This is a genomic window from uncultured Rossellomorea sp. (assembly GCF_947488365.1).
GTDB lineage: Bacteria > Bacillota > Bacilli > Bacillales > Bacillaceae_B > Rossellomorea.
The window spans coordinates 154826-166976 of record NZ_CANKZT010000002.1; the positions used below are offsets into that span (position 1 = coordinate 154826).

The following is a 12151-nucleotide window of genomic DNA, read 5'->3' on the forward strand; positions in this document are numbered from 1 at the left end:
ATACTGTTAATAATTTGTAATTATGTATGTACACCTTAAGTGTAATTGTTAAGATTGAAAGGTTTGAATATCAGGATAATAAATAAGCTGCCAGAAATATGGCAGCTTGGTTCTTACTCTTCTTCTGTTACATGATAGTCACTAACATAGGAAGCGCGGGGAAAGATGTCTTTCTTATTATCAATTCCTTCTTCCGTGCCCCGCTTTTCATGAGCTTTTTTGTATTGATCTGACTCCTGCCAGGCAATGAAGTTTCTCTCGTCTTCCCATAGTGTCATAATCACATATGTATCCGTGTCTAATGGGCGAAGAACCCGGATAGCCGTAAAGCCTGGAACTTCTTCGATCAATCCTGCACGATTTTTAAAGCGGTACTCAAATAGTGGGCGACCTTCATCTGTAACAGGAATGTTATTGAAAACCACATATCCTTTATTTTCAAGCTCACCGGATTGATCGACAACTTCATATTTGCGGGGGGATTCAAAGACACTCTCTCCTTTTGTCTCATGGAGCAGCATGGCATCTTTTCCCTGCATTAAGATCATCTTTTCATCTGAATGCCGATCCATTAATTTTTTTAGAAATTCATGGGTTCCCGTTGTTATATAAACCTTCATCCAAATCACCTCAATTAGTTAGTTATCTCTAGTATACTCTTCCCTAATCCTTAGCTCATGTAACATGATTTATGGATATTTTTTCATCCCCCTTGAAAATCGGCAAATTTATGACATTTTCCCTTGATAACTATACAATTCTCTTTAAAACGTCTATAGTTTAAAAGGGTTACAATTCGTACGGTCATATTATAAATAAGACAATTTCAGAATCTACTCAAGTTAGTATACAATGGGAATAATGGAGTTACATAGAAAGGTGGACGAACAAAGGTATGAAACAAATGAATGATACATTTTTACGAGCAGCAAGGGGAGAGAAGACGGACTATACTCCGGTTTGGTATATGAGACAAGCTGGGCGTTCACAACCTGAATACCGCAAAATCAAAGAGAAGTATTCTCTGTTTGAAATTACACACCAACCTGAGCTTTGCGCATATGTGACAAGGCTGCCGGTGGAACAATATGATGTAGATGCAGCGATCCTTTATAAAGACATTATGTCACCACTTCCGTCTATAGGAGTGGATGTAGAAATCAAATCAGGAATCGGGCCCGTGATCGATAATCCGATTCGTACGACAGCGGATGTTGAGAAGCTGGGAGAAATCGACCCTGAAAATGATGTTCCTTACGTATTAGATACCATTAAATTATTGACTGTTGAGCAACTGTCCGTGCCGTTGATCGGTTTTGCCGGTGCACCTTTTACAATGGCAAGCTACATGATTGAAGGCGGTCCGTCGAAAAACTATAATAAAACAAAAGCGTTCATGTATGCAGAGCCACAAGCCTGGTTTGCTTTAATGGATAAACTGGCAGCTATGACAGTGACGTATGCAAAAGCTCAAATCAAAGCAGGGGCGTCTGCTTTCCAAATTTTCGACTCATGGGTCGGGGCATTGAATATACAAGATTATCGTACATTCATTAAGCCGGTCATGGAGAAGATCTTTACAGAATTGAAGGAAGAGAACGTACCATTGATTATGTTCGGTGTTGGTGCAAGTCACTTGGCGAATGAATGGCATGACCTTCCTCTTGATGTAGTTGGTTTAGACTGGCGCCTGCCGATTAAAGAAGCAAGGGAAAGAGGCATTTCCAAAACGGTAATGGGAAATCTGGATCCTGCGATTCTGTTAGCCCCCTGGGAAGTGATCGAAGAAAGAGCCAGAGAGATCCTTGATCAGGGAATGGAGCTTCCTTCCCACATCTTTAACTTAGGACACGGGGTATTCCCGCAAGTTAATCCGGACACATTAAAGCGTCTGGCAGCTTTCGTACATGAATACAGTGCCAGGTAGAGCACATTCATACGTGTGGAATCATGGATTCATATGAAGAAACATGGCACAATAATGGAATGTATGATACTGATAACGAGGTGAAATGGTATGACAAAGAAGAAAATGGGTCTATTGGTGATGGCCTATGGAACTCCATATAAAGAAGAAGATTTGGAACGTTACTATACTCACATCCGACATGGAAGAGCTCCCTCTGCTGAACTGCTGGAAGACCTCCGTGGACGCTATGAAGCCATTGGTGGGATTTCTCCACTGGCAAAAATCACCCTGGATCAAGCGAAGAGTCTTGAAGAACATTTAAACAGCATTCAGGATGACATTGAGTTTAAAATGTATCTTGGTCTGAAACATATCGAACCTTTCGTGGAAGACGCTGTTGAACAGATGCATAAAGACGGCATTCAAGAAGCCGTTTCGATTGTACTTGCCCCTCATTTTTCAACGTTCAGTGTTAAATCCTACAATGGACGCGCGAAGGAAACGGCAGAAAAGCTTGGCGGGCCTCACATTACATCGGTTGAAAGCTGGTATGATGAACCTAAATTCATTCAGTATTGGGTGGATAGAGTGAAAGAAACCTATGCAAGCATGTCTGAAGAAGAGCGTAGCAATGCTGTCCTGATCGTATCTGCTCACAGCCTTCCCGAACGCATCCTGCAATCAGGCGATCCGTATCCAATGCAATTAGAGGAAACAGCGAAGATGATTGCTGAGGGAGCAGGCGTGAAGGAATATGCAGTAGGCTGGCAAAGTGAAGGAAACACTCCTGATCCATGGTTAGGTCCTGACGTTCAGGATTTAACCCGTGATCTTTATAAAGAAAATGGATACAAGACATTCGTCTATACGCCTGTAGGCTTCGTATCCGATCATCTTGAAGTTCTATTTGACAACGATTATGAATGTAAAGTGGTAACAGATGATATTGGAGCTTCGTACTATCGTCCGGAAATGCCGAATGCCAAACCTGAATTCATCGATGCAATGGCAGATGTCGTGTTAAAACACCTTAAATAATTTCTCGTTTTTGGCTGAACCAAAGGAAGGACTGAAGCATATGAGTTCACTCTCACCGCTTTAGTCCTTCTCTATTGTTCAATAAGATCTATTGTTAAAGAAGGCGATGAACGTGTTGGAACAACAAAATAAAAGAGTCGTTATCATAGGTGGAGGGATCACCGGATTAACGACTGCGTACTACCTGCAACAGGAAATAAAAGATAAAAACCTTCCCATCGAAGTGAAGCTTTTGGAAGCAACCCATCGACTCGGTGGAAAAGTACATACCTTGAAAAGGGACGGTTATGTGATTGAAAAGGGACCGGATTCATGTTTAGCCAGCAAACCAGAAGTCTCCCGCTTAGCGGAACGACTGGGAATCGAGGATACACTCATCCATAACCGTAAAGGCACGTCCTTTGTGATAGCGGGAGGTGAGCTGTACCCTATACCAGGTGGGTCCATCGTAGGTATTCCAACCCAGATCGCCCCATTTATTACGACCAGTTTGTTTTCATTGACAGGGAAGATGAGGGCTGCCGCCGATTTCGTGCTTCCCCGCTCACAGAAAACAGAAGATCAGTCACTGGGGAAATTCTTTAGAAGAAGAATGGGGGATGAAGTCGTTGACCATTTGATTGAACCACTCTTAACGGGAATTTTTGCCGGAGATATCGATCAATTAAGCTTAATGTCAACTTTCCCGCAACTTTATGAATTGGAACAAAAACATCGTAGTTTAATTGCAGGTATCAAAAAGAGTGGCCACTCTGCCAACACGGATGAAAAAGGAAACTTCCTTACATTCACAGGAGGGCTTCAATCCTTGATCGACGCCATGGAGGCGGGACTGGATCCGAACACGGTATACAAAAGCATGAAAGTAACCAGCATAGAAAAAGAAGACACCAATGTTTACACGATTACCTTCACAAACGGTGAGCAGTTGGAAGCCGACAGCGTAATCGTCACCACACCTCATCATGTAGTACAATCCATGTTTCCCACGTATCCTTTCTTAACCTTTTTAAAAGAAATGCCGGCTACATCCGTGGCAACCGTAGCAATGGGGTTCGCACGAGATGCCATAAAAAAAGACATCGCCGGCACGGAATTCCTTGTATCAAGAAACAGTGACTATTCCTTGACGGCGGGAACCTGGACCCATAAAAAATGGCCACACACTGCACCGGAAGGAAAGGCACTATTGCGATGTTACCTGGGTAAATCCGGTGACGAAACCATCGTCGATTTATCCGATGATGAAATTGAGCAGATTGTCCTTGAAGATCTGAGCAAGGTCATGGATATAGAGGGTGAACCTGAGTTTACAATCGTGTCCCGTTATAAGAACTCCATGCCTCAATATACAGTAGGCCACAGGGAACGTATCCGGGGCATGTATAAACAGGCTGAAGCAAGCCTGCCTGGACTTTTTATAGCAGGAAGCTCATATGAAGGAGTAAGTATCCCGGACTGTATCGAGCAGGGGGAAAAGACTGTATTGAAGGTATTGGAATTTTTGGAATAGGTTCATGGAGGCCGCCTGGATGGCGGTCTTTTTGTCGAATTTCCTTTAAGCGGAAACTACAAAAAACCTCCTGCTTACAACAGGAGGTGCATCACTCATTTCACGACCCGATACCTGGAATGCTGCAACATCCAATTCTGGGGAAAGGCAGAACCGAGTACCCAGTAGCTTAAGCCTCGCAGTCTATATTCATCCACCGTTTTCTGTTTGGCCAGCATGCTTCTGGCGTCTTCAAACCAAACTTCATGCTTTTGACCGGTTTCGTCCCAATAGGTAAAATAGGGGGATTGATATACGTCATTGTATTGAATCCTCACGCCGTATTTGCTCGCGAGATCAAGTGCTCCTTGAGGGGAGACGGTTTTCGCGAAGGTTCCGTCGACCCATGGAACTTTCCAGTCGCGTCCGTAGAGGGGGGCCCCCATCATGATTTTGTTTCTTGGGATGACGGTGACGGCGTAATCAAGCACTTTCTTCACTTCATTGATCGGGGCAATCGCCCAGGGTTTGCCGCCTGCCCATCCCCATTCGTATGTCATGAGTACTACAAAGTCGACAATTTCTCCGTGTGCTTTATAGTCATGGGCTTCATATAAAAGTCCTTTTTGATCAGCTTTAATTTTAGGTGCAAGGGCCGTCGACACAGAGTATCCTTTAGGTTTTAGTGCTGCAACGGTTCTTCTTAAGAAAGTATTATAATTTTCCCGGTCCTCGGGATATACATATTCGAAATCAAAATTTACACCTTTATAGCCCTTCGACTCCATCTTCTTTAAGATGGAAGAGATTAAGGTGTTTTGCAGAGTTTCACTTCTTAGAATGGTGGCAACAAGATCAGAGTCGAATTTTCCACCTGTGAAATTTGTGAGAACCAGTAAAGGGTCGACGTTTTGGTTATATGAGGCTGAAATAAGAGCACTATCATTTAACTCAGTGACCGAACCGTCTTTTGTAATAGAATACGTAAAGGGAGTCAGGTAGGTGAAATAGCTGCCCAAACCGTTCACTTCCGCTACCCCTTCACTGTCTGTCCGGGTAATATAGGCATTTACTTCCGTCGTGAGTTTCGTGTTTGGAATCCTGATTTGCTGGTTTGGATAAATGAGAGAAGGATTCGAGATAGAATTTGCCTTCAAAATGTCCTGAAGAGGAACCTTATAGTTATAAGAAATGACATAAAGTGTCTCACCCGATTTTACTGTATGGATAAAGGAAGGCATAACAATCAATTGACCAACGAATAGCATTGAAGGATCTGAAATTTGATTGAAATCGATCAATTCTTTTAAACTTATATTGTACTTTTGGCTAATGCTATACAAAGTGTCTCCTGGTTGCACGATATATTCTTTTAAAGGTTCCGGAATGAGAAGACTTTGTCCAATCACGAGAATATTGGGGTTTTTCAATTGATTTCCGTAAGAAATTTGATTGACTTCGACACCATATCTCTGTGCAATCGACCAAAGAGAATCCCCGCTCTTAACAACATAAATATTCATAAGACACCTCCAAACAAACCTTATCTTTATAGCCTATTCAGAAGGGCTTATTCTATATGAAGGATGAATGGTATACGAAAAGAAAAAAATCACTTGTGTATTGGCAAGGGATATGATAAATTAATTAATGTTAATAAAGTGACTAAATTACAAAATTGGTCAAAAGGTCATATTGAGGGGTGTATTCATGGCGATCGACCGAAAGAAACAGGTTTTGGAGGCTGCGACAAATTCGTTTTCATTGTTTGGGTATAAAGCCACCACAATGGATCAAGTGGCAAAATTAGCGAATGTGGGAAAAGGAACGATTTATACGTTTTTCAAAAATAAGGAAGAACTGTTTGATGAAATTGTATCATCGCTAATCATTGAAATGAAACGGGAAGCGGAAGAAGTGATTGATCCGCAGGACACCTTTTCAGAAAATGTTCATCGTGCATTGTTCCGCATGCTTGAATTCAGGAAAGAGCATAAGCTGACCATCAAGCTTTATCAAGAAGCCCGGGAAATGGGAACTCCTGCTGTATCAGAAGTCATTGATCGCATGGAGAAAGCGGTCATTGAATTCTTGAGTCAACGAATTGAAAAAGCGATTGCCTCAGAAGCGATTAAGCCATGTAATCCTGAAATGACCGCCTTTGTAATGTTAAAGATGTACGTTTCACTTATTTTTGATTGGGAACGTGCACATGGTCCACTTGATAAAGATGAAATTGCCAATCTCTTTGAACTATATTTAATTAAAGGGTTATCGAATCGATAGTCCTTCATTTTTGGCAGTAAATGACTAAATGAATGAAATAGTCATTTATTTTTACACCAAAATGACCAGTTGGGATAATTGGTCATTAATTCAATTCCAGAAAAATAATAGGAGGATAAATATGAAAAATTCATTTATTGGTTCAGAATTCAAAGCGATTTTTCGTAATAAAAAGTTGCTCATTCCAATACTAGCAGTGCTCTTTATTCCTGTTCTATACAGTGGCATGTTTCTATGGGCGTTTTGGGATCCATATGAACAGCTTACTGACTTACCGGTTGCGGTTGTAAATAGCGACCAGGGAGCAGAGTTTGACGGAAAGGAATTGCATATCGGGGATGAACTGGTTGATAAACTGAAGGATAGTGAGCAATTCGACTTTCACTTTGTCGATAAGGATGAAGGATACAAAAATTTAGAGAAGCAGGATTATTACATGCTTGTTGAGATTCCGGAGGATTTCTCTGAAAACGGAACAACGTTACTAGAAGATAACCCTAAAAAGCTTTCTCTGAAATATGTTCCGAACGAGAGCTTTAACTTCCTGTCAGCCCAAATTGGTGACACAGCGATGAAAGAGATCAAGGCAAGTCTTTCGAAGTCTGTCTCTGAAACATATGCTGAGACGATGTTTGATAAAATCAAAGAAATGGGAGACGGCTACCAGACGGCCAGTGACAAAGCTGGCGAAATCAATAATGGTGCCATCGATTTATCTCAGGGTGCCAATAAGTTAAAGGATAATTTAGCCGTCTTAGCAGAAAAGAATGTTGAGATGAATGACGGTGTGGCGAAAACGAGGGCAGGTGCTGAGAAACTGGCAAAAGGTTCTCAGGAACTATCTGACGGAGTCGGAGTCATGACGGATAAATCCCAACAACTATATAAAGGAACACAGGATGTCCAGTCAGGTATTGATGCCCTTGCAGCCGGAATCGATAAAAGCAAGGCTGGATTGGAGCAGGTGGATGCAGGTCTAAATAGCGCAGTGGACAATACAGCAAAACTGCACGCCGGATCTCAAAACCTTGCAGAAAAAATCGGTGCTCTCCAGGGTGGAGCGGATAATGCGAAAGCAGGCGCTCAAGCAATTGGAGCAGGGGCTACAAAGCTTGAAGAACAACTGGCACCATTTATGGGCAGCCTTCCGGAAGATAAACAGGCAGAATTACAGGCTGCCATCGATCAGATCAAGCAGGGGGCGACCGGTCTTCAAACAGGTACAGGTGCATTAAGTAAGGGAGCAGGGGACCTTAAAAACGGGGCCGATGACCTTACTGGCGCTATTGAGAAACTGAATCTGGGCCAAATGGAGCTTCATGCCGGAGTCGGCCAATTAGTAGACGGATCTGCCCAACTGGATGAAGGATCCAACCAGCTTCAAGCAGGTCAGGGGGAAGTTGTGAAAAACTTTGCCTTATTAAATGATAAGCTCGGTGAAGTATATCAAGGAACAGTAAGCGTTGCTTCAGGAGCAAGCGAACTAAGTTCAGGTCTAAATAAAGTATACAATGGTTCCACTCAATTAACAGATGGTTCTAAGAAACTTGCCGATGGTTCAACGGAATTAGCAGAGGGTTCAACGAAACTATCTGATGGAACAACAGAATATGAAACAAAATTAAAAGATGCAGCAAATGAAGCAAACAGTGTCAAAGCGGATGGCGATACGTATGATATGATGGCTGGTCCAGTCGATGTGAAAAATGAGAAAATCAATCATGTTCCAAACTACGGAACAGGGTTTGCACCATATTTCTTATCTCTTGGACTATTCGTAGGGGCTTTATTAATCTCCATAGTTTATCCACTGAGAGAACCGTCTGATCGCCCATCAAGCGGAATGAGTTGGTTCTTTGGTAAATTCGCTGTCCTTACTTCAGTCGGGATCATCCAATCACTGATTGCAGCAGCCATTTTACTCCTGGGATTGGGTCTTGAAGTGGAAAGTGTACCATTATTCTTACTTTCTACTATTATTACAAGCCTTACATTCTTGGCATTGATTCAGATGCTGGTGACGATCCTTGGTGATCCGGGACGATTTGTAGCGATCATCATCTTGATTCTACAACTAACGACGAGTGCAGGTACATTCCCACTGGAATTAATTCCGACTGCTCTGCAGCCAATCAGTGCATTGTTACCGATGACATATTCAGTGTCAGCATTCAAAGCGGTCATCTCAAGCGGAGACTTTGCCTTCATGTGGCAGAACCTCTTTATCCTGCTGGGTTACTTCATTGTGTTTGTCGCAATGACATCAGTATTCTTTGTAGGACTATTCAAGAAACAATATACGAAAACAGTAGAAGCATAAGGGAAAAAACGGGAGATGCCACACAAATCTCCCGTTTTTTCTTCATAAAATGGACAAACCATCCGTAAGCATAAGAGTGTATACTTATTGGTGAGAAGTACATAATGGTGAGACACTTAAAAAAGAAGATTGTTTAAAGGAGAGTTTGGGATGAAGAAGGTAAGCTTGTTTGTTCTGGTAGCCTTTCTGGCGTTGTTTATTGCTGCCTGCGGTAATTCAAATGAGGATAACGGAGAAAAAGAAGATAAGAAATTGGAAGCGATTGATGCAAAGTTAGACGTGCCTGAAAAGGGAGAAAAGGGAGAAACCATTTCTCTTTCCACTAAAGTCACTCAAGGTGAGGACAATGTAGAGGACGCCGGTGAAGTCAAATATGAGATTTGGAAAAATGACCATAAAGAAGAAAGTGAAATGATCGAAGCAAAACATGATAAAGATGGTGTATACAAAGCAGAAAAGACATTCGAAGAAGACGGCATGTATACTGTGCAGGTCCATGTAACAGCCCGTGATATGCACACCATGCCGAAAGCTGAAATTGCGATTGGTGAAGTGGAGGCAGGGGAACATGGAGTGGAAAGCGAAGACGGTCACCATGGCCATCACGAAAGTAATGTATCCATCCACTTAAACAAACCTGATACGATTACAATGAATCAAGAAGCGGAAATGAACGTACATGTAGAAAATGAAGAAGCAGCACTTGAAAAAGCAGAAGTGCGTCTGGAAATTTACAAAGAGGGTCAGGAAAAACACGAATGGGTGGATTTAACAGAGGGTGAAGCTGGTAAGTATAATGGTTCGTATGCTTTCCCGGAAACGGGGACGTATAATGTACAGGTTCACGTGACCAAAGGTGAGGAAATTCACGAACACACAATGCAAACTGTGGAAGTACAATAAACATAAAAAGGATGCTCTTCACTTTGAAGAGCATCCTTTTTATTACCCCTTATTCTTCAATATTAATACTCGTAGTCAGTCGTACATTTTTCGCAATAAATGCCGTAGCATTCATGCTGCTCCTCAATTGTATCTCCACATTGTGCACAAGACTTAGGCGGCAAATTTCGAAAGAACTCCACAATATTTTTTACCATGTTAATCACCCTCCGTAAATTTTTTCACCCATCAATTGTTTGTGTTATATAACTGATGTGTTAATTTATTTTATTGTATTATAACAGTATGTATTTCGTCAACGATTAATTCAAAAATAGGCGAAAAAAATGAAAAAATAGGCACAATGAAGTATAGTAGGGGTACATACTAAAGTGAAAGGCGATGTTCAAATTTGAAGCTAACCGTTATTGGACAATGGGGCGGCTATCCGAAGGCAGGAGAAGCGAGCACCGGGTATTTACTCCAGCATAAAGACTTTAAACTGCTTATTGACTGTGGCAGTGGTGTACTATCCCATCTACAACATCACGTAGAGGCTACCGATTTAGATGCGGTCCTTCTGTCCCACTATCATCCAGATCATGTAGCAGATATAGGTGTACTACAACACGCTTTGTTGATTCAATTCTTCCTGGGGAAAAATAAAGGAACATTACCTGTATTTGCCCATAGGGAGGACCAACGGGGTTACGATACGATTACATATAAAGATTTAATGAAAGCCCATGAATATAAGGAGGATACATCATTATCGATTGGTCCTTTCACGGTGAGGTTTGTGAAAACCAAGCATCCCGTGCCGTGCTACGGAATGAGAATCGAAGCCGATGGGAAATCCTTGTTCTATACAGCAGATTCCGCCTTTAAAGAAGAATTCGTTTCATTCGGGCAGGGTGCTGACGTGCTTCTGTGTGAATGTAATTTTTATGGAGAAATGGATGCCTCTAACGCTGGTCATATGACGAGTCTTGACGCCGGGAATCTTGCTAAGAAAACGAATGCCGGAAAGCTCATACTGACACATTTACCTCATTTCGGCGAACTGGACCAATTGGTAACGGAAGCGAAAACCATGTATGACGGCGAGGTACTATTGGCGAAAAAAGATATGGAAATAGATATTTAGGAGGAAGAAAGATGTTATTTATCGATAATAAAGGAATTACAGATCCCAGGATCAATCTTGCAATAGAAGAATATGCACTGAAGAACTTAGATATTAATGAGAGTTACTTATTGTTTTATATCAATGAACCTTCCATCATCATCGGGAAGAACCAAAATACGATTGAAGAGATCAATACAGACTATGTGGAGAAGCAGGGTCTCCATGTCGTTCGCCGCCTTTCCGGCGGGGGAGCGGTTTATCATGACTTAGGGAATCTGAACTTCAGCTTTATCACGAAAGATGACGGAGAGAGCTTCCACAACTTCAAAAAATTCACCGAGCCTGTTGTAACAGCCCTTCATAAGCTGGGGGTAAAGGCGGAGCTTAGTGGACGTAACGATATAATCGCAGAAGGCAGAAAGATCTCCGGTAACGCACAGTTCTCCACTAAGGGCCGGATGTTCAGCCACGGAACGCTGCTGTTCGATTCCGAAATGGAAAACGTCGTGTCGGCTCTACGGGTGAAAAAGGACAAGATTGAATCAAAAGGGATCAAATCGATTCGAAGCCGTGTGGCCAACATTTCTGAATTCCTGTCAGAAAAAATGACCATCGAACAATTTCGTTCAACCCTTCTGGATTATATTTTCGACGGAAGCGACGTAGAAGAATATGTCCTGACGGAAGAAGACTGGAAGAAGATCCATGAGCTTTCAAAAGAGCGCTATCAGAACTGGGATTGGAACTACGGTAAATCACCGAAATTCAATCTCCAGCATTCCCACCGCTTCCCGGTCGGATCCATTGACGTCCGTCTGGAAGTGAACAAAGGGAAAATTGATAACTGTAAAATTTTCGGTGATTTCTTCGGAGTCGGGAATGTTGATGACATCGAAGAAAAACTAACAGGCACCCGCTACGAACGAAAAGACATTGCCAGGGCTTTGGAAGGTGTTGATATTCAACACTATTTCTGGAATGTGACGAAGGATGAATTTGTGGATTTGGTGTACTAATATAAAAAAGAGATTTCCTAATTTAGGGAATCTCTTTTTTTCTCAACTAGGAAAATCCTACCAATCAAAATATAGGAAT

11 protein-coding genes are annotated in these 12151 nt (G+C 42.0%); 8 read left to right on the forward strand and 3 right to left on the reverse strand.

The features are described 5' to 3' along the window. Positions 1-113: 113 nt before the first annotated feature. Positions 114-620 carry an antibiotic biosynthesis monooxygenase gene (locus tag Q1B03_RS07735; protein WP_299740028.1) on the reverse strand — a complete coding sequence of 169 codons (507 nt, stop codon included), beginning with the start codon at positions 618-620 and terminating at the stop codon, positions 114-116. A gap of 275 nt (positions 621-895) precedes the next feature. On the opposite strand from Q1B03_RS07735, the gene hemE reads away from it, so the two are divergent. The 3 genes from hemE (at position 896) to hemY (ending at position 4460) form a co-directional block, all read left to right on the forward strand. Continuing rightward, complete coding sequence (gene hemE / locus Q1B03_RS07740) at positions 896-1927, forward strand: uroporphyrinogen decarboxylase (protein WP_299740030.1); 1032 nt, start codon at positions 896-898, stop codon at positions 1925-1927. Positions 1928-2017: 90 nt separating this feature from the next. Beyond that, positions 2018-2947 (forward strand): ferrochelatase, encoded by a 930-nt coding sequence (gene hemH, locus Q1B03_RS07745; RefSeq protein WP_299740032.1) that lies wholly within the window; start codon positions 2018-2020, stop codon positions 2945-2947. Between the two features lie 115 nt (positions 2948-3062). Beyond that, the gene (gene hemY, locus Q1B03_RS07750; protein WP_299741274.1) at positions 3063-4460 is read left to right on the forward strand and encodes a protoporphyrinogen oxidase; all 1398 of its coding nucleotides are present in this window, start codon (positions 3063-3065) and stop codon (positions 4458-4460) included. A 95-nt stretch (positions 4461-4555) separates the two neighbouring features. Here hemY and Q1B03_RS07755 read toward each other — a convergent pair whose 3' ends face one another. Beyond that, a complete protein-coding gene (locus Q1B03_RS07755) occupies positions 4556-5962 on the reverse strand; it encodes a LysM peptidoglycan-binding domain-containing protein (RefSeq protein ID WP_299740034.1) in 1407 nt (468 codons plus the stop codon). A 187-nt stretch (positions 5963-6149) separates the two neighbouring features. On the opposite strand from Q1B03_RS07755, the gene Q1B03_RS07760 reads away from it, so the two are divergent. The 3 genes from Q1B03_RS07760 to Q1B03_RS07770 all read left to right on the forward strand — a co-directional run bounded on the left by Q1B03_RS07760 (position 6150) and on the right by Q1B03_RS07770 (position 9948). Beyond that, on the forward strand, positions 6150-6725 hold the full coding sequence (locus Q1B03_RS07760) for a TetR/AcrR family transcriptional regulator (protein ID WP_299740036.1): 576 nt from the start codon (positions 6150-6152) through the stop codon (positions 6723-6725). Between the two features lie 121 nt (positions 6726-6846). Further along, positions 6847-9045 carry a YhgE/Pip domain-containing protein gene (locus Q1B03_RS07765; RefSeq protein WP_299740038.1) on the forward strand — a complete coding sequence of 733 codons (2199 nt, stop codon included), beginning with the start codon at positions 6847-6849 and terminating at the stop codon, positions 9043-9045. A 150-nt stretch (positions 9046-9195) separates the two neighbouring features. Next, a complete protein-coding gene (locus Q1B03_RS07770; protein ID WP_299740040.1) occupies positions 9196-9948 on the forward strand; it encodes a FixH family protein in 753 nt (250 codons plus the stop codon). A 62-nt stretch (positions 9949-10010) separates the two neighbouring features. On the opposite strand, the gene yhfH is transcribed toward Q1B03_RS07770, so the two are convergent. Beyond that, the gene (gene yhfH / locus Q1B03_RS07775) at positions 10011-10145 is read right to left on the reverse strand and encodes a protein YhfH (protein WP_079533738.1); all 135 of its coding nucleotides are present in this window, start codon (positions 10143-10145) and stop codon (positions 10011-10013) included. 194 nt (positions 10146-10339) lie between these two features. Between yhfH and Q1B03_RS07780 the strand changes: the two genes are divergently transcribed. Next, entirely contained in the window at positions 10340-11074 is a 735-nt protein-coding gene (locus Q1B03_RS07780; protein WP_299740050.1) for an MBL fold metallo-hydrolase, read from the forward strand. A gap of 11 nt (positions 11075-11085) precedes the next feature. Then, positions 11086-12072 carry a lipoate--protein ligase gene (locus Q1B03_RS07785; protein ID WP_299740052.1) on the forward strand — a complete coding sequence of 329 codons (987 nt, stop codon included), beginning with the start codon at positions 11086-11088 and terminating at the stop codon, positions 12070-12072. Positions 12073-12151 lie beyond the last annotated feature (79 nt).

Bases quoted from the DNA above. Each gene is read 5' to 3' on its own strand.
- Q1B03_RS07735 (WP_299740028.1), bottom strand. From the start codon at position 620: ATGAAGGTTTATATAACAACGGGAACCCATGAATTTCTAAAAAAATTA.
- hemE (WP_299740030.1), top strand. From the start codon at position 896: ATGAAACAAATGAATGATACATTTTTACGAGCAGCAAGGGGAGAGAAG.
- hemH (WP_299740032.1), top strand. From the start codon at position 2,018: ATGACAAAGAAGAAAATGGGTCTATTGGTGATGGCCTATGGAACTCCA.
- Q1B03_RS07755 (WP_299740034.1), bottom strand. From the start codon at position 5,962: ATGAATATTTATGTTGTTAAGAGCGGGGATTCTCTTTGGTCGATTGCA.
- Q1B03_RS07760 (WP_299740036.1), top strand. From the start codon at position 6,150: ATGGCGATCGACCGAAAGAAACAGGTTTTGGAGGCTGCGACAAATTCG.
- Q1B03_RS07765 (WP_299740038.1), top strand. From the start codon at position 6,847: ATGAAAAATTCATTTATTGGTTCAGAATTCAAAGCGATTTTTCGTAAT.
- Q1B03_RS07770 (WP_299740040.1), top strand. From the start codon at position 9,196: ATGAAGAAGGTAAGCTTGTTTGTTCTGGTAGCCTTTCTGGCGTTGTTT.
- yhfH (WP_079533738.1), bottom strand. From the start codon at position 10,145: ATGGTAAAAAATATTGTGGAGTTCTTTCGAAATTTGCCGCCTAAGTCT.
- Q1B03_RS07785 (WP_299740052.1), top strand. From the start codon at position 11,086: ATGTTATTTATCGATAATAAAGGAATTACAGATCCCAGGATCAATCTT.